Origin of the sequence: Enterobacter cloacae complex sp. IR5403 (assembly GCF_049238705.1) — a bacterium.
Lineage (GTDB): Bacteria > Pseudomonadota > Gammaproteobacteria > Enterobacterales > Enterobacteriaceae > Enterobacter > Enterobacter hormaechei_C.
Genome location: NZ_JBMKHP010000003.1, coordinates 171,637 through 195,479, shown reverse-complemented (window position 1 = coordinate 195,479; position 23,843 = coordinate 171,637). Strand labels below are relative to the sequence as shown.

Here is a 23,843-nt window from a genome sequence, read left to right as displayed (position 1 = left end):
TTGCTGCTTAATGATAATGTTGTCACAAAAAGTGAGGGTGACTGCATGGATAAACTACTTGAGCGTTTCTTACATTACGTTTCGCTGGATACCCAATCTAAGCCGGGGGTCCGACAGGTGCCAAGCACCGAAGGCCAGTGGAAGCTGCTAAATCTGCTGAAAGAGCAGCTGGAGGCCATGGGGCTGGTTGATGTCACGCTCAGCGAAAAAGGGACCGTGATGGGAACGCTGCCGGCGAATATTGACGGCGATATCCCGGCAATTGGCTTTATTTCTCATGTCGATACCTCACCTGATTTTAGCGGTAAACACGTAAACCCGCAGATTGTTGAAAACTACCGCGGCGGTGATATTGCGCTGGGCATTGGCGACGAAGTGCTGTCGCCGGTGATGTTCCCGGTACTGCATCAGTTGCTGGGGCAGACGTTAATCACCACTGACGGCAAAACCTTGCTGGGGGCCGATGACAAAGCGGGCATCGCCGAGATCATGACGGCGCTGGCGGTGCTGAAGGGCAAAAATATCCCGCATGGCGATATCCGCGTGGCCTTCACGCCGGATGAAGAGGTTGGAAAAGGCGCAAAACACTTTGACGTTGAGGCGTTTAACGCGCAGTGGGCCTACACCGTCGACGGTGGCGGCGTGGGTGAACTGGAGTATGAAAACTTTAACGCGGCATCGGTGACGATCAAAATCGTCGGGAATAACGTGCACCCGGGGTCTGCGAAAGGGGTGATGGTGAATGCGCTGTCGCTGGCTGCGCGTATTCATGCGGAAGTGCCCGCCGAAGAGAGCCCGGAGATGACGGAAGGGTATGAAGGTTTTTATCATCTGACCAGCATCAAGGGGACCGTGGACAGTGCGCAGATGCACTATATTGTCCGCGATTTCGACCGCAAAGCCTTTGAAGCACGCAAACGTAAGATGATGGAGATCGCGAAAAAGGTCGGTAAGGGGCTACATCCGGATTGCTATATTGAACTCATCATCGAAGACAGCTATTACAATATGCGCGATAAGGTGATGGAGCATCCGCATATTCTTGATATCGCCCAGCAGGCGATGCGCGATTGTGACATCGAGCCGGTGATGAAACCGATCCGTGGCGGTACCGATGGTTCACAGCTGTCGTTTATGGGCCTGCCGTGCCCGAACCTGTTTACCGGTGGATATAACTACCACGGCAAGCATGAGTTCGTGACGCTGGAAGGGATGGAGAAAGCGGTGCAGGTGATCGTGCGGATAGCGGAGTTAACCGCGAAGCGGTAATGTTTTATGCCGGGTGGCGGCTACGCCTTACCCGGCCTACATTTCGATCGTAGGCCCGGTAAGCGCAGCGCCACCGGGCATTAAAGCGGCTCAGTCCTCAAAAAACCAGTACCCGCTGTTCACCAGCGCGGCCAGCATGGCGAGGAAGGAGGGATCGTCCAGCGCGTCGCCAAAGGTATCCGCAGTCAGCACCATATGGCTGGCAATCGCTTCCAGCGCCGGGCGATGCGGAGAGTCCAGGCGCTCGCCGTTGACGAATACCTCTTCGCCAATGCGCAGGACGCGTAATCCGCCCAGACGAACCAGCTTATCGCCCTGCTGGAGCGCATCATAAATTTCATCTGCCTGATACGGCGGCTCTGGCGGTGCGACGTCCAGTTCGTGACGCGACTGGCTGATAAACTCGCCAAACCACTGTCTGAAGTGCTCCGGTTCGTTGATCAGATCCAGCATCATACCGCGTAGCTTATCCAGCTCCTCTGGCAGAATATCCGCCGGGTGCTCACGCGCCGGAACGTCCGGATCGCTGTAACGGTAGCTGCCCAGCTCACGCTGTAAAACATAGTCAGCAAATCCGCTGATCATCTCGCGCCCGCTTGGCGCGCGGAAACCAACCGAATAGTTCAGCGAGTTTTCCAGGGAATAACCTTCATGCGGGAAGCCCGGTGGGATATAAAGAATGTCACCTGGCTCCAGCTCTTCATCAATGATCCCTTCAAACGGGTCAACCTGAAGCAGATCCGGGTGCGGGCAGTGCTGCTTCATTGGCACTTTTTCGCCCACGCGCCAGCGACGGCGACCGGTACCCTGAATGATAAACACGTCGTACTGATCCAGATGCGGACCCACGCCGCCACCGGGAACGGAGAAGGAGATCATCAGATCGTCCATTCGCCAGTCTGGCAGGGCGCGGAAGGGACGCATTAAGGCTGCGGTAGGTTCGTGCCAGTTGTTGACCGCCTGCACCAGTAAAGACCAGTTGTTTTCGCCCAGGTGATCGTAGCTTTCAAAGGGACCGTGGCTGACCTGCCATTTCCCGTCCTGGTGGCTCACCAGACGGCTGTCCACTTCGTTTTCCATCGCCAGACCAGCGAGTTCGTCAGGGGAAATAGGGTCGATAAAATTGCTGAATCCGCGTTTAAGAACGACCGGGCGTTTTTGCCAGTAACGTTCAATAAATTCGGGCCAGTTAAGCGTTAATTGATAATCCATATTTTTGTATTCCGCAGGCTCTTACTGAGTCGGATTATAACGGAAGCCCCGCTCCCTGGCTGCGAGATCCGCGTATTTTTCACATTCCGGGTCAACTATCGTTCGATACGGGATACTGGCGGCCAAAAATAACTTCCATCCGGGCACCGCCCAGCAAACTTTCACCGGTTTCAATCTTGCCCTCGTACTGATCGACAATTTCCCTGGCGACGGATAATCCGACCCCCTGGCCTGGCCGCAGCGTATCGGCGCGCTGGCCGCGATCGAACACCACTTCGCGTTTATTACGGGGAATGCCAGGACCATCATCCTCAACGATAATATGCAGTTCGTTATCCGTTATCCGCGCGGACACCTCGACAAACTCCAGACAATATTTGCAGGCGTTATCGAGCAGGTTTCCCATCACTTCCATAAAGTCATTTTTCTCACCGACAAAGCTAATTTCCGGTGAGATATCCAGACTGATGTTGACCCCTTTACGCTGGTACACCTTGTTCAGCGCAGAGGTGAGGTTATCCAGCAGCGGGGCTACCGGGTGCAGTTCACGGCTCAACAGGGCGCTTCCGGAACGCATGCTCGCGCGGTGCAGGTAATAGCCGATCTGCTGTGAAATACGGCTGATTTGTTCCAGCATCACCGGCTCGGCGTCATCCACGCTCATTTTCGAACTGCGCATGGAACGCAGGGTACTCTGCATTACGGCCAGCGGGGTTTTCAGGCTGTGCGTAAGGTCGGTGAGCGTCGTGCGATACTTGTCGTAGCGTTCACGTTCGCTTTTCAGCAGTCGATTGAGGTTGCGCACCAGGCTGGTCAGCTCACGCGTGGTCTCCGGGTTGAGCTTCTCGCGGTGATGTTCCTCCAGCTCGCGCACCTCTTTGGCAAGGGATTCAATCGGACGGAGGCTCCACCACGCAGCAACCCACAGGAGAGGGATCACCAGCAGCAGGTTGGCAGCCAGAACATACACAAACCAGTTCCAGACCATATACGAGCGTTTCAGCTCAACCGGTATGGTATCGATCACCACAATGGTTAACTGCGGCATGTTCAGGGTGGCGGGATAAAGGTTGATGGCCACGGAGTGGGTCATCTCCGTGTCGTCATCTTCGGCACGGATCTCATTAAGCTTGATCTGTAAGGCGCGATCGTCACGCAGCAGGCTGCTGGTGGAGTTGAGATCGGCTTCTATTTCATGAAAACCGTTGGTTTTCAGCCATTCCGGACGGATGCGCTTTTTCAGCCACGGGACATCGCGCTGGGCCCACAGCAATTTCCCTTTTTCATCGTAGATCAGCGCCAGCGTCGGGCTCTGCTGATTCAGGTTTTCCGGCATCTCGACGGTGATTCGGTTGTTTTCCCACTTCGCCAGGGTATAAAACAGGTTACTTTCACCCCGAAGCAGGCGGAAGGTGGTTTTATCGAAGCTCACGCTATACCCGACCAGCGCCACCATCCCGTAAGAGAGCGACAGCACCAGCACGACGGCGGCGGTTGCCAGCAAAAAGCGAACCCGCAGCGAAAGGGGTAAAATGTGACGCAAAATCCCTTTCATTTAGCGTAATTCGAACAGGTAGCCCTGACCACGCACGGTGGTGATCACGTCATGCGGGTACTGCGCCTGAATTTTTTTACGCAGGCGGCCCATCAGCACGTCAATGGTGTGGCTTTCGCGCAGTTCGGCGTCCGGATAGAGCTGAAGCATCAGGGAATCTTTGCTCACCACTTTGCCGTTGTTACGGATCAGCGTTTCCATGATGGTGTATTCGAATGCGGTCAGCTTGATCACTTCATCATTAATAGAAAATTCACGGCGGGAGAGATCCACCTGGAACGGCGGCAGAGAGATCACCTGCGACGCCAGGCCGCTGTTGCGGCGCAGCAGCGCCTGCATACGCGCGGCGACTTCTTCAATATGGAAGGGTTTGGTCACGTAGTCATCCGCGCCAGCGCTCAGGACTTCAACCTTGTCCTGCCAGCCTTCGCGGGCAGTCAGCACCAGCACCGGCAGGGAAACATCATGGCTACGCCAACGGCGGATAAGGGACAATCCGTCTTCATCCGGCAGCCCTAAATCGACAATGGCGATGTCCGGCAGGTGTTCATTGAGATAATAATCGGCCTCTTTTGCGTCTTCAGCATCGTCCACCTGATGACCCATCTCCTGAAGTTGAACTTTCAGGTGATGACGTAGCAATGCGTTATCCTCAACAACCAGTACGCGCATCATCACTTCTCCCTTTATAAATGGTATGAATAGTTTAACGCTGATTATTCAGGTTGACACCAGCGCGATGAAATTAAATGGTTTTTTTCATGCTCCCGAACACAGGGGGGGGGCATGACGCCAGGCGCGGGTAATATAAACGGACTTGTTTTCGCAAGCTTCCGCAATCCGGATAAAACAACCATCCGTTTATGAACTGTTGTAGGCGAGTCGCTATTTGACAGAACGGGCATACCAGTTTTGTAAAGATTGCCCTTTTTTTTGTAAGGATGTTCTCACTATGTCTGTCTTTGTCTATGCTTATTTTATGGTGCGAAATTAGATTTGCATAAGATGTGCCAGAAAAGCAGCATTTTTACACAACAAAACAGCAATATAGCGAGTAAAGAGGACTTTATGGAATGGAAGGTTGTTGAGACTATTGCGAGTCCGGAAAGCGGAACCATCTTTTGCAAAGTTGAAACACAGTATGGCCTGAATTATATCCTGTGGTTAAAGGGAGATTATTACGTTCGTACAGGTGAAATCATCACCACCTCAAACCAGGGGATCCTGATTAACGATCGGCGGCGTAGAGTATGGATAGCGCAGGCAATGCCCTTTACATCCATAGGCTGGATGGGGTTCAAACAGAAAAACGCGTGTCCAGGCAACCGACAGGAGATGGATCGCCCGTGCACGGCTGAAACCCCGTGCCAGTTCAAACTGTGCCCGTTCGGCTTAAAACGGTATATACCGGAAAGTTATTCCACAACGAAAATTAACAACCATCCTGACGGCAGGCTTTAATCCCGGCAAAACAGGTAATGTGATGTGAAAACATCGACTCGATGATGAAAAGCAGCCCCCTTCCGGGTGGAAAGGGGGAAGGGCGATTACTTCAGCTCGTCAACCATAGTAATGGCGCGGCCAATATAGTTAGCCGGGGTCATTTCTTTCAGGCGCGCTTTTTCTTCTTCTGGCAGCGCCAGACCGTCGATAAACTGTTTCATACCTTCAGCATCAACACGTTTACCGCGGGTCAGCTCTTTGAGTTTCTCGTACGGTTTTTCGATGCCGTAACGACGCATCACGGTCTGAATCGGCTCCGCCAGCACTTCCCAGTTGTGATCCAGCTCGTCCAGCAGACGGTCGTGGTTAACTTCCAGTTTGCTCACACCTTTCAGGGTGGACTGGTAGGCGATCAGCGCGTAGCCAATACCTACGCCCAGGTTACGCAGCACCGTGGAGTCAGTCAGGTCGCGCTGCCAGCGGGATACCGGCAGCTTGCTCGCCATATGCTGCAACACGGCATTCGCCAGACCCAGGTTACCTTCGGAGTTTTCGAAGTCGATTGGGTTCACTTTGTGCGGCATGGTGGACGAACCGATTTCCCCGGCGATGGTCTTCTGCCTGAAGTGGTTCAGGGCGATGTAACCCCATACGTCACGATCGAAGTCGATCAGGATGGTGTTGAAGCGCGCAATGCAGTCAAACAGCTCGGCGATGTAGTCGTGCGGCTCAATCTGGGTGGTGTACGGGTTCCACTGGATCCCGAGAGACGTCACAAACTCTTCGCTGAACTGGTGCCAGTCCACTTCCGGGTACGCGGCGATGTGGGCGTTGTAGTTACCCACCGCGCCGTTGATTTTACCGAGGATCTCAACCTGCTCCAGCTGACGATACTGGCGTTCCATGCGGTACGCCACGTTCGCCATCTCTTTACCCATGGTGGATGGGGTTGCTGGCTGGCCATGAGTACGGGACAGCAGCGGAATGTCGCGGTATTCCACGGACAGCGCTTTCACCGCATCAATGATTTTACGCCAGTAAGGGAGTACCACCTCTTTCCGCGCGGTAGAGAGCATCAGCGCGTGAGAAAGGTTGTTAATATCTTCAGACGTACAGGCGAAGTGAATAAATTCAGATACCGCGTGCAGGGCAGGGACGCTTGCTACTTTCTCTTTCAGGAAGTATTCAACCGCTTTCACGTCGTGGTTGGTGGTGCGTTCGATGGTTTTAATGCGCGCGGCATCTTCTTCGCTGAACTCAGCAACGATTTTATCAAGGTAATCGTTTGCCTTTGCGTCAAAAGCAGGAACTTCCTTGATTGCTGTCTGGGCGGCCAGCTTTTGCAGCCAGCGTACTTCAACCTGAACACGGAACTTCAGCAGGCCATATTCGCTGAAGATCCCGCGCAGCGCGCTGACTTTATCGCCGTAGCGTCCATCGACAGGGGATACGGCGGTCAGTGAGGATAATTCCATAATTCGCAACTCCGGGAGGTTAACAATGAGCAAGAATTTGTTTTGCCTGAGTCGTCAGGCGATGACGAGAAAACATTAACTGTAGGCGGCCACCGCCGACCTGTTGCCACAGCACGGCGGCACGGATGCCTGCCAGCAGCGAGGCGCGTACCTTCGCCTGTACCTGTGGGCTTTGCAATACGGCAGGCGAACCGGTGACCTGAATACGCGGGCCGAGCGGGCTAATCACGTCAACGTAGATACCGGCCATCGCGCTGAGCAGGGTCTCAGACTGGAGGTCAAAGTGTTCGAGCTGGCGCTGTAGCCCGGCGATGCGGTCGCCCAGGGTATTCATTGCGCCTTTTGCCGCATTAAGCTTACGCTCCAGTACCATCAGGCTTAAGGTGTAGCGGGTCAGCTCCGCGTTCAATCCCTGACGGTTGCTGGCATTGAGCACGCCGAGCAGCGTTTCAAGACCGAGACGAAGATTGGTTTCACTGCCGCCAAAGACGCCCAGCGTGGAGCCTGGGTTAAGATCGATAACGCTGTTGAGTGAAACGTGCAGGGCATCAGCGTCGCAATGACCCTGATGCGCCAGCTGTTGCACCAGACGGGCTGACTGGCAAATTCCCGCCAGCGCCAGGGTGATGTCGTAATAGTTCTTCGCCACACGGTCTCCTTTATGTGTGCAAACGGTTTAAACAGCAGGCAGCGGCAGGCGCTGTTCAATGATCCCACCGCCGAGGCAAATTTCGCCGCTGTAGAAAACAGCAGACTGGCCAGGGGTAACGGCGGAAACCGGCTCGTCGAAACGCACGTCAATGCGATCGTCATCCAGTGCGGTTACGGTGCAAGGGATGTCCGTCTGGCGGTAGCGCGTTTTCACTGTGCAGCGCAGCGTGCCTTTCAGCGGCTCGCGATCGACCCAGTGCAGCTGTTGCGCGATCAGTCCAACGGACATCAGGCGCGGGTGGTCGTGACCCTGAGCCACAACCAGAATATTGTTTTCGACGTCTTTGTCGACCACGTACCACGGATCTTCGCTGCCCTCTTTGGTGCCGCCGATACCCAGACCTTTACGCTGGCCGAGAGTGTGGTACATCAGCCCCTGGTGCTGACCAATCTCATCACCGTCAACGGTGACGATTTTGCCCGGCTGTGCAGGCAGGTAGCGCCCCAGGAACTCGCGGAATTTACGCTCGCCGATAAAACAGATACCGGTGGAGTCTTTTTTCTTCGCGGTGATCAGATCCAGATCTTCAGCAATCTTACGCACTTCCGGCTTTTCCAGCTCGCCGACCGGGAACAGACTTTGGGCAATCTGTTCGTGGCTCAGCGTATAGAGGAAGTAGCTCTGATCTTTGTTGCCGTCCAGACCGCGCAGCAGCTGGCTTTTGCCATTCACATCCGCGCGACGCACGTAGTGGCCGGTCGCAATGTAGTCTGCGCCCAGGTCTTCCGCGGCGAATTCCAGGAAGGCTTTGAATTTGATCTCTTTGTTGCACAGGATATCCGGGTTTGGCGTGCGGCCCGCTTTGTACTCTTCGAGGAAGAGTTCAAAAACGTTGTCCCAGTATTCTGCGGCAAAGTTAACGGTGTGCAGTTCGATGCCGAGCTTATCGCACACGGCCTGCGCATCGGCGAGATCCGCAGCGGCAGTGCAGTATTCCTCGCCATCGTCTTCCTCCCAGTTCTTCATGAACAGGCCCTCCACCTTATAGCCCTGTTGCTGCAACAGGTAGGCGGAAACGGAGGAATCGACACCGCCGGACATGCCGACGATTACTTTTTTCTGGCTGTTATCTGACATGGAATACTCACGACATTGAACTTCAAGGCGGCGTATTCTATCACGCCCCCCCACCATTGACACCCTCTGTAAACGGCCAGTTAAATTCTGCAATGACATCCAGCGGCAGGCGCGCCGCAGACTGCCAGCAGCGGATGCTTTCCGCAACCAGCGGCGAACGCAGGTTTGGCGCGTTCAGGATCTCGTCGGCAGTCACCCACAGGCAGCGATCGATATCGTCGTCGTGCGGTTCAGTGGCGCACGTTTCGTTAAGCTCAACGGCGAATAAGAAGCGCAGGAAAGGCGTCTGGTCTGGCGCTATCCACTGATGCATACGGATAAAATGCTGCGGTTCGGCGCGGATACCCGTCTCCTCCCACAGCTCACGCGCTGCCGCCTGGCGTAAAGTTTCATTGGCTTCAAGATGCCCGGCAGGCTGGTTCCACAGTGCTTTGCCGTTGATGGTCTCTTCCACCACCAGGAATTTCCCCTGCGCGTGGACCACGCAGGCGACCGTAACATGAGGTTTAAACATCAGTTCTCCTTATGGGTAACATCCCGCCATTCCCCGTTTGCCAGCGAGTCCAGCGTGTAGCTGCCCATGGCGTAGCGAATGAGTCGCAGGGTAGGGAAGCCCACATGCGCGGTCATGCGCCTGACCTGTCGGTTGCGGCCTTCATAAAGGGTGATTTTAAGCCAGCTGGTGGGAATGGATTTCCGCTCACGAATCGGCGGGTTGCGCGGCCACAGCCACTCGGGTTCATTCACGCGCTCAATACCAGCCGGCAGGGTGGGACCGTCGTTCAGCGTTACGCCGTTGCGCAGTTTTGCCAGCGACGCGTCGTCCGGCTCGCCTTCAACCTGCACATAGTAAATTTTTCCGGTACGTTTGCCCGGCTGAGTAAGCCTGGCCTGGAGCACGCCGTCATTGGTAAGCACCAGCAGCCCCTCGCTGTCGCGATCCAGACGTCCCGCTGCGTAGACTCCTTGTACGTGGATAAAGTCCTTCAGCGTGCTGCGCCCGGCCTCGTCGGTAAACTGCGGCAATACATCGTAGGGTTTATTGAACAGTATGACCCGCGTTGGCTGGGGTTCTGGCGTTCTTCTGGTGGCTTGTCGTGAGCTGAATCGCTCAACCCGGTGTTTTCTAAAAGAAGTTTTCGTCATGGTATTTTCAGGCGTTATCAATTGCCGCATTATAGCCTAATAACGAAGACCTTTCATGGCGTCGGACAATCAGGTACTATCGGAAGGCTCATTACAATTTATTAACATAAGATCAGTAACAACCAGAAGCGCTCGAAGGAGAGGTTAATGGAAAGCAAAGTAGTTGTTCCGGCGGAAGGTAAAAAGATCACCCTGCAAAACGGCAAGATTAACGTTCCTCACAACCCGATTATCCCGTTCATTGAAGGCGACGGTATCGGCGTAGACGTTACCCCGGCAATGCTGAAAGTGGTTGATGCCGCTGTTGAGAAAGCCTACAAAGGCGAGCGTAAAATTTCCTGGATGGAAATTTACACCGGTGAAAAATCGACTCAAGTTTATGGCCAGGACGTCTGGCTGCCAGCCGAAACGCTGGACCTGATCCGCGACTATCGCGTTGCTATCAAAGGCCCTCTGACCACGCCAGTTGGCGGCGGCATTCGCTCCCTGAACGTGGCGCTGCGTCAGGAACTGGATCTGTATGTGTGTCTGCGTCCGGTGCGTTACTACCAGGGCACCCCAAGCCCGGTTAAGCATCCGGAACTGACCGACATGGTTATCTTCCGTGAAAACTCAGAAGACATCTACGCCGGTATCGAATGGAAAGCGGACTCTGCTGATGCAGAAAAAGTGATTAAATTCCTGCGCGAAGAGATGGGCGTGAAGAAAATTCGCTTCCCTGAGCATTGCGGCATCGGCATCAAGCCGTGCTCCGAAGAAGGGACCAAGCGTCTGGTGCGTGCCGCTATCGAATACGCTATCACCAACGATCGTGACTCTGTGACCCTGGTTCACAAAGGCAACATCATGAAGTTCACCGAAGGCGCGTTCAAAGACTGGGGCTACCAGCTGGCGACCGAAGAGTTCGGCGGTGAACTGATCGACGGCGGCCCATGGCAGAAAATTAAGAACCCGAACACCGGTAAAGAGATCATCATTAAAGATGTGATTGCCGATGCGTTCCTGCAACAGATCCTGCTGCGTCCTGCTGAGTATGACGTGATCGCCTGTATGAACCTGAACGGTGACTACATCTCCGATGCGCTGGCCGCGCAGGTGGGTGGTATCGGTATCGCCCCGGGCGCGAACATCGGTGACGAGTGCGCCCTGTTCGAAGCAACTCACGGTACTGCACCTAAATACGCAGGCCAGGACAAAGTCAACCCAGGCTCTATCATTCTGTCCGCAGAGATGATGCTGCGTCATATGGAATGGTTCGAAGCCGCAGACCTGATCGTTCAGGGTATGGAAGGCGCGATTAACGCGAAAACCGTCACCTATGACTTTGAACGTCTGATGGAAGGCGCTAAACTGCTGAAATGCTCAGAGTTTGGCGACGCGATTATCGCGAACATGTAATCCACTCGCTGGGTTAAATGACAACGGGAGCCTGAGGGTTCCCGTTTTTTATGCACACAAGACGGAAACAACGCTATGACCCATGATATCCCGCTCAAGTATTATGACATCGTCGACGAGTATGCGACTGAAACGGCGAAACCGGTAGAAGAGGCTGAGCGTACGCCGCTGGCACACTATTTCCAGCTGCTGCTCACTCGCTTATACAACAATGAGGAAATCAGTGAAGAGGCGCAGCGGGAGATGGCTGTCCAGGCGGAGATAGACGAAGCGCGCATTGACGATATTGCGAACTTCCTGAATCAGTGGGGCAATGAATAACGCGTCATCGCGCTGAGTCTGCCAGAAGCCTGGCGAGGTCGTGCCGGGTTAGCGATTTTGAAAAGTACCAGCCTTGTACGAGGGCATCGGGGTATCTCTGCGCGATGAACTGATATTGCGTTTCGCTTTCCACCCCTTCAAAAACCAGGGTTTTGTGCAGTTTAGCGAGCGCGTCGCTAAAGATCACCAGGATATCCTGTTTATAGTACTCGTTGATGCCGTCCACTAACGACTTATCCACCTTGATTTCGTCATATTTGAGATTTGAGAGCCTGGCAAGATTTGAGTTTTGCACGCCAAAGTCGTCTATTGAAATTTTGACGCCTGCCGATTTAAGCTCCTCACAAAACTCTTCAAGGATGGCCGAGGTGGAAACGCCATTTTCGGATAACTCAACTTTGATTAACGATAAGGGAATCGCGTTCTCTGAGCATGCATGACGTAATACCGCCAGGAATTTGCCGTCTTCAATTTCCGTCCGGCCAACGTTCAGTGAAATCATTAACTGATGTTCAGCGGCCAGCGCGGCAATTTCCGCCAGGGATTTCTTTATCATGTTCTGATAATAAACGTTATACAGGCCAATTTTTTTGATTAACGGGATAAACAGCTCAGGAGAAACCTCTTTGTGATTGCTATCCTGCCATCTTGATAACACTTCAACCCCGACGATTTTCTTATCAGCAACCCGAATAACAGGCTGAAAATGAACGCTGATGGTATTCGCTTTTACCGCCTTAACCAGCGTTCGCTCCAGGGAACGTCGGTCTTCATAAAGTCGAAGAGAAAACAGCGTCAGGGATACCCAGATAAAGTATAAAAACAGGCACAGGAGCACCATCACTACGTGGGAGAGCGAAGCCAGTCCGGCATCATGGTGTGTGACGGTAACGCACAAATCCCAGCGTGTACTGCACTCTGTCACAGCCAGCGTAAATAACAGAGACTGTAAGCGGCTAAGGTTTTCTGATGGTGGCGTAACGGTGAAAAAGGTGCGGTCGAAATCCTTTGTGGAAGAACGAAGCGAATAATTGGCGGTAACGGGGGCAAATTTATCGTAGGCTGAACGGGAGGTGAAGATAATAAGGTGGTTATAGATTGTCGCATTGCCGACAAAGAAATCTTTCTGCGAAAACTGCGCCAGACTGAATCCGTTCTGGGTTTTATGCAGCTCAGAGGGAAGGGCGACGGGATTTGCCAGCTTGCCCCAAAACGCGGTGCAGGTGATTTTCCCCTTTTCAATAAACCCCACATCGGCGAAATAGAGACTGCGCATCTTTAATTTTCGGTAGACGTTCAGACTGGCGCTGTCGCATCCCTGTGCGGAGGTATTTTTAAGCGTACTGGCGATATTTTGCGTTAACTCTTCGGAATAGCTTAAGAGCGTGTGGGAGATCTCCCTCTGCCGGTTCTTTTGCTGCTCAACGATAATGGCGTTAACCGCATACAGCGACAGGACGACCATAAAGGTTGAGATGATAGCAACGGCAATGGCCTTCTTCATTTTCCTGCTGTCCCGCCACGTCCTGAGGTGCAGGGATCTTAACACAGGTCATAAAAGCTACAAGTATGAGAGTTGAGCCCGCACGGTATCGGAAGGAAAGCCACCATGCCAGGCTCCTTTCAACTCAGAACCACTCAAACCGTGTTGAGAGCAGTAACAGTAGCGTACTGGCAGAAACAAGATTAAGGCAGATGACAAACTTGCTCGATACGTTCATGTTATCAACGCTTTTTGGTTATTCAGAAGCCATAGAGAATAGCGTTTCACCTCCACAGAAAAAACGCCAGATTTTGGTGGGTTCGGGCAAAAAAAAGCCCACTCAAGAGTGGGCAAGAAATACTGGAAGCAATGTGAGCAATGTCGTACTGAATACCTGAGTGATTTGCTCAACTATTCAGTAATGAGAAAGATAATCTTTCTCAGTAAAAGATGCAACCCCACGATGAGTGTGGAACGGCAATTTTTCACTGCTCATATTTTACTCAAACGAGCCGTGTGATTCTTATCACAAATTTCCTTTCTCAGATCCTGTGCTATCCTTTTCTGTGTCGTTGATTTAATGACAAAAACCATACAGAGAGGAAAGCTATGGGAATTTTATCCTGGATTATCTTTGGGCTGATTGCGGGGATCCTGGCGAAGTGGATTATGCCGGGCAAAGATGGCGGCGGTTTCATCGTCACGATCATTCTGGGGATTGTGGGTGCAGTCGTCGGTGGCTGGATCAGTACCCTGTTCGGCTTTGGCAGAGTTGATGGCTTCAACTTCGGCAGCTTTGTCGTCGCGGTGATTGGCGCGCTGGTTGTTCTGTTTATCTACAGAAAAATCAAAAGCTAAATCTGACCTGTGTTAAAAAAGGCTGCCTGACGGCGGCCTTTTTACTTTGGGCGTTACCACCAGCCTAACTGCGTACCGGCGACGGCCACGATGGCGACAATCAGCATGATGATGGTCGTTTTTCTCATTTATGCCCCCGGCGCGGCATAACCGCCAAGGAAAAACCAGCCTAAAAACACCACCGCCGTGATAAAAATAACCACCGGAAAGAGGATCCCTATTCTCATGCCATCACCTGTTTGAGTTTGTATAAGGCCGTAGAGTGTACGGCTTTAATCTAACGCGACAAAGCCTGTTTTGCTTTTTCCTTTTTTATCCTGATACATCGCGAGGTCCGCGGTGCGCAGGGCGCTATCTTCATCCGTGCTGTGAGGATCAACAATAACGACACCAAGGCTTGCACCGGGATAAAGAATGGTGGCATTGCCTAACCCGTATTCGCCCGCAATAAGACCATTGAGGCGGGTTTTGATTGCGTTGACCCCTTTGCTGGCGTCGCCATCATCGCTGTGACTCAGGCTGGCAACCAGAAATTCATCGCCGCCGAGCCGGCCAATAATCTCATCCTGCGTTTGCTCGTGAGTCAGCCGCTTGCCGACCTGTACAAGGAAGCGATCGCCCGCCTCATGCCCGTACTGGTCATTGATTCGCTTGAAATCATCGAGGTCAATAAAGGCCATCATGACCTTGCGGTTAAGATGGCGCGCCAGTGAGAACAGGGTGGTAAGGTTTTCAAAAATGGCGCGACGATTCGGCAGGCCGGTGAGGGCGTCGGTGTAAGAGTGAGCAATGAGCGCCGCATTTGCTTCGCGAAGCTGAAGCACAAGCGACTCTTTCTGAATGTACTGACTAATTAACCCGGCAAAGAGTCTGATCACCTGCTCGCCACGCTCGCTGAACTGTTTCTGTGCGGTGCTGGCCGCGCAAAGCGTGCCATACAGAGAACCGTCAGCCAGGTGAACCGGCACGCTCATATAGGTTGTAATGCCCAGTGCTTTGGCCGCTTCACACTCCGGCCAGCGGTCGGGCACCTCGTTACTGAACAACGTGTCGCTGTCGATGGCGCGCTTACACAGTGTTTCGTCCCAGGGCACGCTGAACCCTTCCGGGATCTGCATTTGCTTGCTGTTACGGGCATATAAAATGTGCTGCAAACGCGCATTGATATCGACTTTCGTCAGGTAGGTTGATTCCATATCCGTCACAATTTCCAGCATTTCCAGTAGCTGACGCACCAGACTGTCGAGAGATTGCTCAGTGGAGAGGGTTTCTGAAACACGGGCAAGAATGATATCTGACATGAGGCAGGATGACTCCCATGCAGAAGACCTCTGTATCTGCATGTTATGCTGAAAATATAGACTCCGGTCATAGTAAAACATGAACAGGATTAATTTTATAGATTCTTCTGAAGGCAGATGAGGGGAAGACTAAAAAAAGCCCCGATGTTGAGATCGGGGCAAAACATCTTGATTACGGAATGATGTTCTCTGGTCAGTGTGAGAACAGGCATCACTATAAGGGGGAATCGTGCAGGTTTAATGGAGAAATCATGGAGAAAACGGCGATGACCCGTTACTCTGACGTTTTTACACCCTGAAGGATCATGATAATGAAATATCTTCTCCTGGCGCTGGTTTTACCGCTGGCCGCCTGCTCAACAAAGACAACCCCTCCTGATGCGCCTCATCCGCCGCACGCTATTGGTATGGCAAACCCGGCGTCAGTGTACTGTCTGGAGAAAGGGGGAGAGCAAATCCCTGTTCAAAGCCCGCAGGGCGTACGTACCGAGTGCAAATTGCCAGGCGGGGAAGTGATCGATGAATGGGATCTCTACCGCCGCGATCACCCGCAACCGACCAGATGACAACGGCAATAAAACTGCGATACACTTCTCTTTAGGATTATTCTTAGCCAGTTTCTGGCAGTACGTTTGCGAGAAGAAGTATGTTTCAGTTAAAACCGGGCAGCATGGCAATGATCGTGGGTGCGCGTACGGCGGCAGGCCGTCGAAATATCGGTAAATCCGTGGAGCTGTTTGGCCTCTGTCAGCCGGGCCAGCGTTTTGTGAACCCGGTTAACGGCGTCATGACGCAATTACCCGCCACGTCAGCGCGTGCGCTGTGGCTGGTCACTGGTGATGTTTACGCCTTTGATAATCAGCACGGCTTTGCGTTTGTTCGCCCGGAACATCTGATGCCGCTTACTCCCGACGAGATGCCACACAACGTGGATGCGCTGGCGATCGGTTAATCACAGTTTACGCAGCCAGTCCGCCAGTACCCGCGCGTGATTCTGCTCCGTATTTTTCGCCCCATAGAGTAGCGTCACGGTCTGCTGTTTGGCGAGAGCCGCCAGGCGTTTGCCTTCATCCTGATGCTGCGCCAGCTCTTTACGATAGGCTTCACTGAACGCGGTGAAATCTATCGTTTCACTGTGAAAAGCTTTTCGCAGTTCGCTGGACGGCGTTAGCGCTTTACACCACTCATCACAGGCGAGGTCGGTCTTTTTTATCCCTCGCGGCCAGAGTCTGTCGACCAGGATCCGGTAACCGTCTTTTGAGGTCGCCTGCTCATACACGCGTTTACATTGAATCATGGGTCCTCCTCATTTCCTTACGACGTTCTGCAACAACACTATAGCACCCGGCTTTTATCCTCCCAATTTAAGGTATTGTGATAATTGCAAAAGATCGGTAGTCTGAGGTTCCTTATGTTATCTGAAAATCCTCCGGCATAAGGAATCTCTGATGGAACTCTCCCCGGTTAAAACGACGCTGCGCATTGCGCTGGTTGGTGATTACAATCCCGATGTTATTGCGCACCAGGCGATCCCGCTGGCGATTGACGACGCCGCTGCGGTTCTGGATCTCACCGCTGATTATGACTGGCTCGCCACGCCTGAGCTGACCAGCCCCGAAGACCTGGTCGGGTATGATGCCATCTGGCTGGTACCGGCAAGCCCGTATAAAAACACCGAGGCGGCGTTTATTGCGGCCCGTTACGCGCGTGAGAACAGCATCCCCTTTCTCGGCACCTGCGGCGGGTTCCAGCATGCGCTAATTGAGTATGCGCGTAATGTACTGGGCTGGCACGATGCAGGCCATGCCGAAACCGATACCGAGGGAAGGATGGTCATTGCGCCGCTGACCTGCTCGCTGGTGGAAAAAACCGATGCGATCGAGCTGCGGAACAACACGCTGATTGCCAGAGCGTATGGCAAGCCGGAAATTCAGGAGGGGTATCACTGCAATTACGGCGTCTCACCTGAGTTTGCCGACCAGCTTGAGCGGGGCGACATGCGCGTAACGGGCTGGGACGAGCAGGGTGAGATCCGCGCGGCAGAGCTGGTAACCCATCCTTTCTTTGTCATCACCCTGTTCCAGCATGAGCGGGCCGCGCTGCAAGGGCGACCGGTCGTGCTGGTACAGGCCATGCTGCGGGCGGCGCAGGGATAAAAAAAGCAGACCTCCGGGTCTGCCTTGAATGTCAGCGGGGTGTGATCTCCCGGTCACGCCCGGCAAGCATACCGCATAACGCCATCACCACCGCGGCCAGCGCGCAGGCGAGCAGCGGAATGCGCCAGTCTCCGGCGGTATCGTGAATTTTTCCCATCAGCGGTGGGCCACAGGCCGCCAGAAGATAGCCAATTGACTGTGCCATGCCGGAGAGCGCCGCGGCCTGATGGGCCGAGCTGGCACGTAGCCCGATAAACGTCAGGCCGAGGATCATGGTGGCGCCGGATCCAAAGCCAAACACCAGCGTCCAGACGACGGCCAGCCCCGGCGCGAACCAGAACCCGGCCGCACTGACGGCGCACATCAGGGCGACTAGCCCGGCAATGCCACGCTGATCGTTAAGTCGGTGCAGGATCAGCGGAATGGCGAGACCGGGAACCGCGGTTGCCAGCTGGAGAAGCCCGTGCATGGAGCCAGCCTGCGTTTCGCTGTAGCCATGGCTAAGCAAAATCGCGGGTAACCAGCCGATAATGACGTAGTAAATCAGCGAGTTAATGCCCAGAAAAAGCGTCACCTGCCAGGCGAGCGCCGAGCGCCAGATAGCCCGATTGTGCAGCGCGCCCGCTCCGGTCAGGGTGGCGGCCGGCTTCTGGCGCCATTGCGGTAACCACAGCAGCAGCGCCACCAGCGGGAAGAACATCAGCATCAACAGCGCCCCGTGCCAGCCACCACTCCCCAGCGACAGCGGGACGATAAGCGCCGACCCTGCGGCAGCAGCGGCCCCCATCGTCAGCGAATAAGCCCCCGTCAGTTTTGCGACCTGGCCCGGAAAATCACGTTTGATTAAGCCAGGTAACAGGACATTGCCCAGCGCAATCCCACAGCCCACGATCGCCGTACCGATAAATAGCAGCGAGGCCGACGGCAGCGAACGTACGCCAATCCCGATGCAAATCAGCAGCAGAGCGATAAAAAGGCTGCGCTCCATGCCCAGGCGCCGGGCGACACCTGCGGCAAGGGGAGAGATAAAGGCGAAGGCCAGCAGAGGCAGCGTCGTGAGCAGGCCGGTTTGCGCCGTGCTTAAGCCATAGTCCTGTCGGATAGTGTCGAGCAGGGGGGCGACACCGGTAAAGGTGACGCGCAGCGTCGTGGCGATCATCAGGATGCCTGCAACCAGCAGCGCACCCTGTTTCCCGGAAGGTTGAATAGCAGTAGTCATTATTGTCTCTTACGTTCAGGCGAGCGCATACCATACCGATTTAAGTCGTGGTTGAAATCAGGCTAAAATGACAGTTTATCTCTAATATCGGACAACTTTATGTACGGACTGGGGCTCGACGGCTACGATCCCGATAGCCAGCACGACGCGGCGGTGGCCTTTCGCATCCGCGTGGTGGCGCAGGAACAATATATTCCGCTGCATCAGCACCGCAAAGGGCAGCTGATTATGGCGCTGGGGGGAGCGATCACCTGTGAAGTGGAGAACGCGATGCTGATGGTGCCGCCCCAGTATGCGGTGTGGATCCCGGGACAAACGCCGCACAGCAACAAGGCGACGCCCGGCGCGCAGCTCTGTCTGCTGTTTATTGAACCCGGTGCGCTCAAATTGCCGACGCGTACCTGTACGCTGAAAATATCGCCCCTGGTGCGGGAGCTGGTGCTGGCGCTTGCGGACAGGTCACGGGAGGAACTGCCTCTTCCCGCTACCGGAAGGCTGGTTGACGTCCTGTTTGATGAACTGCCCCTGCAACCGCAGGAGCATCTACAGCTGCCGGTATCTCCGCATCCGAAAATTCGCCTGATGAGTGAGACCATGGCAAACGAACCTGCCGCCTGGCAGACGCTGGCGCAGTGGGCCAGCCACTTTGCCATGAGCGAACGCAATCTGGCGCGGCTGGTGGTGAAAGAGACCGGCTTAAGCTTTCGCCGCTGGCGGCACCAGCTACAGCTGATTGTAGCATTGCAGTTTTTGATCGGCGGAAAGTCGGTTCAGCAGGCGGCGCAGGCGCTGGGGTATGACTCCACCACCGCCTTCATCACCATGTTTAAGAAAGGACTGGGACAGACGCCCGCCCGCTATATCGCCAGCCTGACTACGACTTCCCGATAAACAGCGAAACCAGACCGGCAGCAATCAGCGGGCCAACCGGCACGCCACGAAACAGCGCCACGCCTAACACGGTGCCTACCAGCAGCCCGGCCACCAGCGAAGGCTGGCTGCTCATCAGCGTCACGCCGCGCCCGCCAAGCCACGAGACAAAAACGCCCACCGCAATCGCCACCAGCGATTTCCAGTTTACAAAGGAGTGCAGCAGCGTTGAGGCCGGTAGCGTTCCGCTGGCAATCGGGGCCATCACACCGATGGTCAAAATAATGATCCCGATGGTAAGCCCCTGTTTTTCTATCCACGGGAAGAAGGTATTCAACGGTGTGACGCGAACGATGATCAGGACCAGAATGGAAATCGCGACGGTGGTGTTGTGGCTGACAAAACCCAGAGCAGCCAGGGCCAGAAGTATGAGCAGAGTAGGGTCGAACATGACGGGATCCTTGCCAAAAATAGTAAGCCTGCTTACTTTACGCGCAAACGCGACGGCAGGCAGGCTTTACTGAAAAAATTGTCTATTTTTGGGCACTTGCCTGATGTCAGTCCACCAGTTGCTGGATAAGCGGACTCCCTTCGCGGATAAATACCGGGATGGTTTCCAGCGCCGCAGGCACCCGGATATGTTCCCCACCGGCGTAGCACTCACCGTTAAGGGCGACCCAGCTATTGCCCGTCGGCAGCCAGACATCGCGCTCACGCTGACCGGCCTGCATAACCGGCGCCACCAGCAGATCTTCGCCAAACAGATACTGATCTTCACACGCCCAGCTCTGCTTATCCTGCGGATAGTGCCAGAACAGCGGACGCATGAGCGGGTCTCCGTGCAGATGAGCCTGCTGGTACAACGCGTCAATATACGGGCGCAGGGTTTCGCGCACGCTAAGCCAGTGCTGCATGATGGCGTAATTCTCTTCTCCGTAACTCCACAGCTCATTAGGCGAACCGCTGTTGCACTGAGGAATGCCGTCACGGTAGCGCTCCGGGGGCTGGATCTGTGGTTCGCGATAGCCGTGCATGCGCAGAACCGGTGTAAACACCGCCCACTGGAACCAACGGATCAGTAATTCGTGGAACGCCGGGTCATTAACGTTCCCTCCCTGGAAGCCGCCGATATCGGTCGTCCACCATGGGATCCCCGCCAGCCCCATATTCAGTCCCGCGGCGAGTTGATTGCGAAAAGCATGGAACGAGGAGTGGACATCACCCGACCACGCCAGCACGCCGAAGCGCTGGCTACCAGCCCAGGCGCAGCGTACCAGGTTAACAATGTCGGTTTCGCCGTTTGCCTGGAGCCCATCGTAAAAGCCCTGCGCAAAGTCACGCGGGTAGCGATTGCCCACTTCCAGCACCGGACCGGCGTGGTAGCGATAGTTGTCAAAATCATAGGCGCGGTATTCCGGCTCTGCTTCGTCCAGCCAGAACAGCTTAATGCCCATGTCGTAGTAATTTTTCTTCACCGTATCCCAGACGAATTTCCGCGCCTCAGGATGGGTCGCATCAAAGAAGGTGGTATTGCCCATAAAATCGAGGTTGACCTGTACGCCACGTTCACTGCTTACCAGCCAGCCTTTGGCTTTCATCAGCGGGTAGAGAGGGCTGCGCGCCTCTACCGTTGGCCACACCGACACCATCAGCGCAATACCCATTTCGCGCAGCTCGTCGACCATCCCTTCAGGATCGGGCCAGTCTACGGGGTCGAAGCACCAGGTGCCCTGATTCGGCCAGTGGAAAAAGTCGATGACCATCACCGACAACGGCAGATTACGGCGGCGATACTCCCGCGCAACCTCCAGCACCTCCTGCTGGGTGCGGTAGCGTAATTTGCACTGCCACAGCCCGCTGATAAACGCCGGGGCGGAGGGCGGAGTACCGGTGGCTTTGACATACTGGCGGGTGATATCCGCCACCGTGTCGGCGGCGGTGATCCAGTAGTCCATTTCTCCTGTGACGCGGGCGCGCCATTCCGTCTGATTTTTTGCAAAGCTGGCTTCACCAATCGCCGGGTTGTTCCACAGCAGGCCATAGCCAAGGCTGGACTGCATAAAGGGCACGCTGGCCTGGGAGTTGCGCTGCGCCAGTTCCAGCGTACAGCCTTTCAGATCCAGCCACGGCTGTTGATACTGACCCATGCCATAGATGCGTTCATCCGGACGCGATTCAAAGCGGACGGTGAGCTGATATTTACCCCCCATTAGCGGCTTAAATTCGCGGCCATCCAGCTTCAGGGCGCTGACATATTTATCCTGGCTCTTCTCGCTGGCACCGATACCCACCGTTGAACGCTGGCGCCACATCTCTTCCAGCAGCAGTTCGCCGCGCTGATTGTAGAAGGCCAGCTGACCTTTAAGGTTCAGCGTCGCGGTAATATTGCCGTTGCGCAGCGTCAGGCTTTCCGCTTCGGCGACAATCTCAGCCTGGCAAGGGGCGGCGGGCAACAGTGCCTGTAAGGCGTCATCAAAAGCCGGAGAGCAGGTGGCCCTGACGCGCAGGCTGTTTTCACCCCACGGTTCAATACGCAGGATCTGGCGTTCAAAACGCCATTCGATGCTGTTGGAATGTTGGATCAGCTCACTCATGGATAACGCGTCCTTCTAAACAGGGTGTTTGGCAAGATGGATGGATTGCATTGTGCTGTCGTCGAGCTTGTACCAGCGCAGCGTGGCAAACGCGCAGAGTGACAAGACGCCAGGCACGACGGTGAAGAGGGCGATGATGCAGTACATGGCCGTGGTAGTCTGTTCCGGGGCATTGGCGACATAGCCGCTTAAGCCCAGCGTCCAGCCAACAATCGCGCCGCTGATCGCCATTCCCAACTTGAGTACGGCGAGGAAGGTGGAGAAGATCACGCCGTCCATGCGTTTGCCCTGTTTCCATTCGCCGTAATCGGCGACGTCCGCCATCATTACCCACATCAGCGTGGTGGTGGCCTGGTAAAGGGTGGAGACGATAAACGTCATGGGCACCAGAATAAGCACTGACTTCGGCGCAAAGAACAGGGCGATGCTGAGTACCCCCGCCAGTACGGAACAGTATCCAAACATCTGCACTTTGCTGACGTTCTGCGTCAGACGTTTGGCCAGCGCGCTGCCAGCGGCTTTCCCGAGAATATGCGCCCCGAGCATCCACATAAAATAGCTTGCGCTACCGAGATAATAAGTGACGAAATACATCATTGCGCCAAGGCGAATAACGCCAAAACCAATGTTGGTTAATACCAGGACGGCGACAACCCGCCATTGGTCGTTTCGTAATAAATCCCGCAGTTCCGCAAGGTAATTATTGTGGGTAGCGGGAGCCTTAATACGTTCACGCGTGTTGGCAAAGCAGATCCAGAACATGACGACCGCGACGGTCGCCATAATGGCCATCGCCCAGCGGTAGCCCAGTAATTTATCGTCGCCGCCTAAAAACTCTGCCAGCGGCATCATAAAGAATGTCGACAGCGCGCCACCCAGCGTGGCGAGGAAAAAGCGATAAGACTGGAGGGAAATTCGCGCATCGTTGTCGGGCGTAATCACCGCGCCCATGGAGCAATAGGGAATATTGATTGCGGTATACATCAGCATCATCAGGGTATAGCTGACAGTGGCGAAAATCATTTTACCGTGCAGATCGAGCGACGCCGGCACGGCGTAGGTCAGCAGACAACTTGCGCCAAAGGGCAGCGCCAGCCACAGCATCCACGGGCGGAATTTGCCCCAGCGCGTGCGCGTCCTGTCTGCGATATAGCCCATCGCCGGGTCTATTATGGCATCGGCGGTTCTCGCCAGAAGAAACATGGTACCCACGAATGCGGCAGGTAGCCCCACCACGTCCGTATAGTAAAACGTCAGAAAAATAATGACGTTATCCAGCCCAATATGGCTCGCCATATCGCCTAACCCATAACTGATTTTTTCTTTACGGGTAATTATGTCGGTCATTGTATTCACCTTGCCAGTGTAAGGTTTATTTATGAGGTGCTCCGTAAACAGGGTTAACCAGGATGAAAAGGTTAACAATTGCGAGATCTGGCATCGGGGTTACGTAAATTTCTTTTCGTGATACCGGTAACAAATAAAGTATTTAAACAGTGACTTTATACGGGGGAAGGATAGTTAACAGCGAATCGTTTCAGCGGAAAAATAGTTATTTCGCGGACGCGTCATTGTCATTTAACTGTCATTGTGCGGGGGTAAAAAAGAGGCAAACGGGCAAAGCAGAGGGCATCATGAACGATCCTATGTTTGTCGAAACGCTGATTATCTCCTCATCGTTTTTTATCATCGCGATTATTTTGATTGCTTCCGTGCTGCTGCTGGAAAACGGCTGACCGTTAGCCAGCCGCTGT

General features: G+C 54.4%; 28 protein-coding genes. 10 read left to right on the top strand and 18 right to left on the bottom strand.

From position 1 onward, the window contains the following. Positions 1-45 precede the first annotated feature (45 nt). The gene (gene pepT / locus ACOTW6_RS06055) at positions 46-1,269 is read left to right on the top strand and encodes a peptidase T (RefSeq protein ID WP_006809220.1); all 1,224 of its coding nucleotides are present in this window, start codon (positions 46-48) and stop codon (positions 1,267-1,269) included. Between the two features lie 90 nt (positions 1,270-1,359). Here the strand turns inward: pepT and ACOTW6_RS06050 are convergent, their stop codons facing one another. From ACOTW6_RS06050 to phoP, 3 genes are all read right to left on the bottom strand, one after another. Further along, entirely contained in the window at positions 1,360-2,481 is a 1,122-nt protein-coding gene (locus ACOTW6_RS06050) for a cupin domain-containing protein (RefSeq protein WP_213788626.1), read from the bottom strand. Positions 2,482-2,572: 91 nt separating this feature from the next. After that, a complete protein-coding gene (gene phoQ / locus ACOTW6_RS06045; protein ID WP_317457674.1) occupies positions 2,573-4,036 on the bottom strand; it encodes a two-component system sensor histidine kinase PhoQ in 1,464 nt (487 codons plus the stop codon). After that, positions 4,037-4,708: a two-component system response regulator PhoP gene (phoP, locus tag ACOTW6_RS06040; protein WP_026094318.1), complete on the bottom strand. Its 672-nt coding sequence runs from the start codon at positions 4,706-4,708 to the stop codon at positions 4,037-4,039. 396 nt (positions 4,709-5,104) lie between these two features. Between phoP and ACOTW6_RS06035 the strand changes: the two genes are divergently transcribed. Then, positions 5,105-5,497, top strand: a complete 393-nt coding sequence (locus ACOTW6_RS06035; RefSeq protein ID WP_022650801.1) for a hypothetical protein — start codon at positions 5,105-5,107, stop codon at positions 5,495-5,497. Positions 5,498-5,583: 86 nt separating this feature from the next. Here the strand turns inward: ACOTW6_RS06035 and purB are convergent, their stop codons facing one another. From purB to rluE, 5 genes are read right to left on the bottom strand one after another with little or no spacing between them, the layout of a single operon-like run. Then, positions 5,584-6,954 (bottom strand): adenylosuccinate lyase, encoded by a 1,371-nt coding sequence (purB, locus tag ACOTW6_RS06030; protein ID WP_213788628.1) that lies wholly within the window; start codon positions 6,952-6,954, stop codon positions 5,584-5,586. Positions 6,955-6,973: 19 nt separating this feature from the next. After that, positions 6,974-7,603: a high frequency lysogenization protein HflD gene (hflD, locus tag ACOTW6_RS06025; RefSeq protein ID WP_062932501.1), complete on the bottom strand. Its 630-nt coding sequence runs from the start codon at positions 7,601-7,603 to the stop codon at positions 6,974-6,976. 27 nt (positions 7,604-7,630) lie between these two features. Further along, positions 7,631-8,743, bottom strand: coding sequence for a tRNA 2-thiouridine(34) synthase MnmA (mnmA, locus tag ACOTW6_RS06020; protein WP_032103856.1), 1,113 nt, complete (start codon positions 8,741-8,743; stop codon positions 7,631-7,633). A 40-nt stretch (positions 8,744-8,783) separates the two neighbouring features. Next, positions 8,784-9,257, bottom strand: a complete 474-nt coding sequence (locus ACOTW6_RS06015; protein WP_047051934.1) for an NUDIX hydrolase — start codon at positions 9,255-9,257, stop codon at positions 8,784-8,786. Next, complete coding sequence (gene rluE, locus ACOTW6_RS06010; protein ID WP_213788629.1) at positions 9,257-9,919, bottom strand: 23S rRNA pseudouridine(2457) synthase RluE; 663 nt, start codon at positions 9,917-9,919, stop codon at positions 9,257-9,259. The genes ACOTW6_RS06015 and rluE overlap by 1 nt, the downstream gene beginning before the upstream one ends. 117 nt (positions 9,920-10,036) lie before the next feature. Here rluE and icd point away from each other — a divergent pair, with 117 nt between their 5' ends. After that, positions 10,037-11,287, top strand: coding sequence for an NADP-dependent isocitrate dehydrogenase (gene icd, locus ACOTW6_RS06005; RefSeq protein ID WP_213788630.1), 1,251 nt, complete (start codon positions 10,037-10,039; stop codon positions 11,285-11,287). A gap of 75 nt (positions 11,288-11,362) precedes the next feature. Next, entirely contained in the window at positions 11,363-11,608 is a 246-nt protein-coding gene (locus ACOTW6_RS06000) for a YmjA family protein (protein WP_022650806.1), read from the top strand. 4 nt (positions 11,609-11,612) lie between these two features. On the opposite strand, the gene ACOTW6_RS05995 is transcribed toward ACOTW6_RS06000, so the two are convergent. Then, complete coding sequence (locus ACOTW6_RS05995; RefSeq protein WP_213788631.1) at positions 11,613-13,112, bottom strand: EAL domain-containing protein; 1,500 nt, start codon at positions 13,110-13,112, stop codon at positions 11,613-11,615. Between the two features lie 124 nt (positions 13,113-13,236). Then, positions 13,237-13,329, bottom strand: a complete 93-nt coding sequence (gene yncL / locus ACOTW6_RS05990; RefSeq protein ID WP_071524166.1) for a stress response membrane protein YncL — start codon at positions 13,327-13,329, stop codon at positions 13,237-13,239. Between the two features lie 371 nt (positions 13,330-13,700). Here yncL and ACOTW6_RS05985 point away from each other — a divergent pair, with 371 nt between their 5' ends. After that, positions 13,701-13,949, top strand: coding sequence for a GlsB/YeaQ/YmgE family stress response membrane protein (locus ACOTW6_RS05985; RefSeq protein ID WP_003857896.1), 249 nt, complete (start codon positions 13,701-13,703; stop codon positions 13,947-13,949). A gap of 53 nt (positions 13,950-14,002) precedes the next feature. Here ACOTW6_RS05985 and yoaJ read toward each other — a convergent pair whose 3' ends face one another. From yoaJ to ACOTW6_RS05970, 3 genes are read right to left on the bottom strand one after another with little or no spacing between them, the layout of a single operon-like run. Next, the gene (gene yoaJ, locus ACOTW6_RS05980; RefSeq protein ID WP_015570794.1) at positions 14,003-14,077 is read right to left on the bottom strand and encodes a protein YoaJ; all 75 of its coding nucleotides are present in this window, start codon (positions 14,075-14,077) and stop codon (positions 14,003-14,005) included. Then, positions 14,078-14,176 carry a YoaK family small membrane protein gene (locus ACOTW6_RS05975; protein ID WP_015570793.1) on the bottom strand — a complete coding sequence of 33 codons (99 nt, stop codon included), beginning with the start codon at positions 14,174-14,176 and terminating at the stop codon, positions 14,078-14,080. A gap of 45 nt (positions 14,177-14,221) precedes the next feature. Further along, complete coding sequence (locus ACOTW6_RS05970; RefSeq protein WP_213788632.1) at positions 14,222-15,250, bottom strand: sensor domain-containing diguanylate cyclase; 1,029 nt, start codon at positions 15,248-15,250, stop codon at positions 14,222-14,224. A 311-nt stretch (positions 15,251-15,561) separates the two neighbouring features. On the opposite strand from ACOTW6_RS05970, the gene ACOTW6_RS05965 reads away from it, so the two are divergent. Together ACOTW6_RS05965 and ACOTW6_RS05960 are read left to right on the top strand one after the other, a co-directional pair. Further along, on the top strand, positions 15,562-15,816 hold the full coding sequence (locus ACOTW6_RS05965) for a DUF333 domain-containing protein (protein ID WP_047717700.1): 255 nt from the start codon (positions 15,562-15,564) through the stop codon (positions 15,814-15,816). An 80-nt stretch (positions 15,817-15,896) separates the two neighbouring features. Then, positions 15,897-16,202 (top strand): periplasmic protein, encoded by a 306-nt coding sequence (locus ACOTW6_RS05960; protein ID WP_047051940.1) that lies wholly within the window; start codon positions 15,897-15,899, stop codon positions 16,200-16,202. Here ACOTW6_RS05960 and ACOTW6_RS05955 read toward each other — a convergent pair whose 3' ends face one another. Then, positions 16,203-16,547 (bottom strand): DUF488 domain-containing protein, encoded by a 345-nt coding sequence (locus ACOTW6_RS05955; protein WP_047051942.1) that lies wholly within the window; start codon positions 16,545-16,547, stop codon positions 16,203-16,205. Positions 16,548-16,698: 151 nt separating this feature from the next. On the opposite strand from ACOTW6_RS05955, the gene ACOTW6_RS05950 reads away from it, so the two are divergent. Continuing rightward, a complete protein-coding gene (locus tag ACOTW6_RS05950) occupies positions 16,699-17,406 on the top strand; it encodes a CTP synthase C-terminal region-related (seleno)protein (protein ID WP_047051944.1) in 708 nt (235 codons plus the stop codon). A 31-nt stretch (positions 17,407-17,437) separates the two neighbouring features. Here the strand turns inward: ACOTW6_RS05950 and ACOTW6_RS05945 are convergent, their stop codons facing one another. Continuing rightward, on the bottom strand, positions 17,438-18,625 hold the full coding sequence (locus ACOTW6_RS05945) for a CynX/NimT family MFS transporter (RefSeq protein ID WP_213788633.1): 1,188 nt from the start codon (positions 18,623-18,625) through the stop codon (positions 17,438-17,440). Positions 18,626-18,724: 99 nt separating this feature from the next. Between ACOTW6_RS05945 and ACOTW6_RS05940 the strand changes: the two genes are divergently transcribed. Next, positions 18,725-19,516, top strand: coding sequence for an AraC family transcriptional regulator (locus tag ACOTW6_RS05940; protein WP_213788634.1), 792 nt, complete (start codon positions 18,725-18,727; stop codon positions 19,514-19,516). Here the strand turns inward: ACOTW6_RS05940 and ACOTW6_RS05935 are convergent. The 3 genes from ACOTW6_RS05935 to ACOTW6_RS05925 all read right to left on the bottom strand — a co-directional run bounded on the left by ACOTW6_RS05935 (position 19,500) and on the right by ACOTW6_RS05925 (position 23,436). After that, on the bottom strand, positions 19,500-19,946 hold the full coding sequence (locus tag ACOTW6_RS05935) for a DUF441 domain-containing protein (RefSeq protein ID WP_003857881.1): 447 nt from the start codon (positions 19,944-19,946) through the stop codon (positions 19,500-19,502). The two genes, ACOTW6_RS05940 and ACOTW6_RS05935, sit on opposite strands and share 17 nt — an antisense overlap. Before the next feature lie 106 nt (positions 19,947-20,052). Beyond that, the gene (locus ACOTW6_RS05930) at positions 20,053-22,089 is read right to left on the bottom strand and encodes a TIM-barrel domain-containing protein (protein WP_213788635.1); all 2,037 of its coding nucleotides are present in this window, start codon (positions 22,087-22,089) and stop codon (positions 20,053-20,055) included. Positions 22,090-22,104: 15 nt separating this feature from the next. Continuing rightward, complete coding sequence (locus ACOTW6_RS05925; RefSeq protein ID WP_213788636.1) at positions 22,105-23,436, bottom strand: glycoside-pentoside-hexuronide (GPH):cation symporter; 1,332 nt, start codon at positions 23,434-23,436, stop codon at positions 22,105-22,107. Positions 23,437-23,723: 287 nt separating this feature from the next. Here ACOTW6_RS05925 and yoaI point away from each other — a divergent pair, with 287 nt between their 5' ends. Then, positions 23,724-23,825 carry a small membrane protein YoaI gene (gene yoaI, locus ACOTW6_RS05920; protein ID WP_017384693.1) on the top strand — a complete coding sequence of 34 codons (102 nt, stop codon included), beginning with the start codon at positions 23,724-23,726 and terminating at the stop codon, positions 23,823-23,825. Positions 23,826-23,843: the final 18 nt, after the last annotated feature.

Bases quoted from the DNA above. Each gene is read 5' to 3' on its own strand.
- pepT (WP_006809220.1), top strand. From the start codon at position 46: ATGGATAAACTACTTGAGCGTTTCTTACATTACGTTTCGCTGGATACC.
- ACOTW6_RS06050 (WP_213788626.1), bottom strand. From the start codon at position 2,481: ATGGATTATCAATTAACGCTTAACTGGCCCGAATTTATTGAACGTTAC.
- phoQ (WP_317457674.1), bottom strand. From the start codon at position 4,036: ATGAAAGGGATTTTGCGTCACATTTTACCCCTTTCGCTGCGGGTTCGC.
- phoP (WP_026094318.1), bottom strand. From the start codon at position 4,708: ATGCGCGTACTGGTTGTTGAGGATAACGCATTGCTACGTCATCACCTG.
- ACOTW6_RS06035 (WP_022650801.1), top strand. From the start codon at position 5,105: ATGGAATGGAAGGTTGTTGAGACTATTGCGAGTCCGGAAAGCGGAACC.
- purB (WP_213788628.1), bottom strand. From the start codon at position 6,954: ATGGAATTATCCTCACTGACCGCCGTATCCCCTGTCGATGGACGCTAC.
- mnmA (WP_032103856.1), bottom strand. From the start codon at position 8,743: ATGTCAGATAACAGCCAGAAAAAAGTAATCGTCGGCATGTCCGGCGGT.
- ACOTW6_RS06015 (WP_047051934.1), bottom strand. From the start codon at position 9,257: ATGTTTAAACCTCATGTTACGGTCGCCTGCGTGGTCCACGCGCAGGGG.
- rluE (WP_213788629.1), bottom strand. From the start codon at position 9,919: ATGCGGCAATTGATAACGCCTGAAAATACCATGACGAAAACTTCTTTT.
- icd (WP_213788630.1), top strand. From the start codon at position 10,037: ATGGAAAGCAAAGTAGTTGTTCCGGCGGAAGGTAAAAAGATCACCCTG.
- ACOTW6_RS06000 (WP_022650806.1), top strand. From the start codon at position 11,363: ATGACCCATGATATCCCGCTCAAGTATTATGACATCGTCGACGAGTAT.
- ACOTW6_RS05995 (WP_213788631.1), bottom strand. From the start codon at position 13,112: ATGAAGAAGGCCATTGCCGTTGCTATCATCTCAACCTTTATGGTCGTC.
- yncL (WP_071524166.1), bottom strand. From the start codon at position 13,329: ATGAACGTATCGAGCAAGTTTGTCATCTGCCTTAATCTTGTTTCTGCC.
- ACOTW6_RS05985 (WP_003857896.1), top strand. From the start codon at position 13,701: ATGGGAATTTTATCCTGGATTATCTTTGGGCTGATTGCGGGGATCCTG.
- ACOTW6_RS05975 (WP_015570793.1), bottom strand. From the start codon at position 14,176: ATGAGAATAGGGATCCTCTTTCCGGTGGTTATTTTTATCACGGCGGTG.
- ACOTW6_RS05970 (WP_213788632.1), bottom strand. From the start codon at position 15,250: ATGTCAGATATCATTCTTGCCCGTGTTTCAGAAACCCTCTCCACTGAG.
- ACOTW6_RS05965 (WP_047717700.1), top strand. From the start codon at position 15,562: ATGAAATATCTTCTCCTGGCGCTGGTTTTACCGCTGGCCGCCTGCTCA.
- ACOTW6_RS05960 (WP_047051940.1), top strand. From the start codon at position 15,897: ATGTTTCAGTTAAAACCGGGCAGCATGGCAATGATCGTGGGTGCGCGT.
- ACOTW6_RS05955 (WP_047051942.1), bottom strand. From the start codon at position 16,547: ATGATTCAATGTAAACGCGTGTATGAGCAGGCGACCTCAAAAGACGGT.
- ACOTW6_RS05950 (WP_047051944.1), top strand. From the start codon at position 16,699: ATGGAACTCTCCCCGGTTAAAACGACGCTGCGCATTGCGCTGGTTGGT.
- ACOTW6_RS05945 (WP_213788633.1), bottom strand. From the start codon at position 18,625: ATGACTACTGCTATTCAACCTTCCGGGAAACAGGGTGCGCTGCTGGTT.
- ACOTW6_RS05940 (WP_213788634.1), top strand. From the start codon at position 18,725: ATGTACGGACTGGGGCTCGACGGCTACGATCCCGATAGCCAGCACGAC.
- ACOTW6_RS05935 (WP_003857881.1), bottom strand. From the start codon at position 19,946: ATGTTCGACCCTACTCTGCTCATACTTCTGGCCCTGGCTGCTCTGGGT.
- ACOTW6_RS05930 (WP_213788635.1), bottom strand. From the start codon at position 22,089: ATGAGTGAGCTGATCCAACATTCCAACAGCATCGAATGGCGTTTTGAA.
- ACOTW6_RS05925 (WP_213788636.1), bottom strand. From the start codon at position 23,436: ATGACCGACATAATTACCCGTAAAGAAAAAATCAGTTATGGGTTAGGC.
- yoaI (WP_017384693.1), top strand. From the start codon at position 23,724: ATGAACGATCCTATGTTTGTCGAAACGCTGATTATCTCCTCATCGTTT.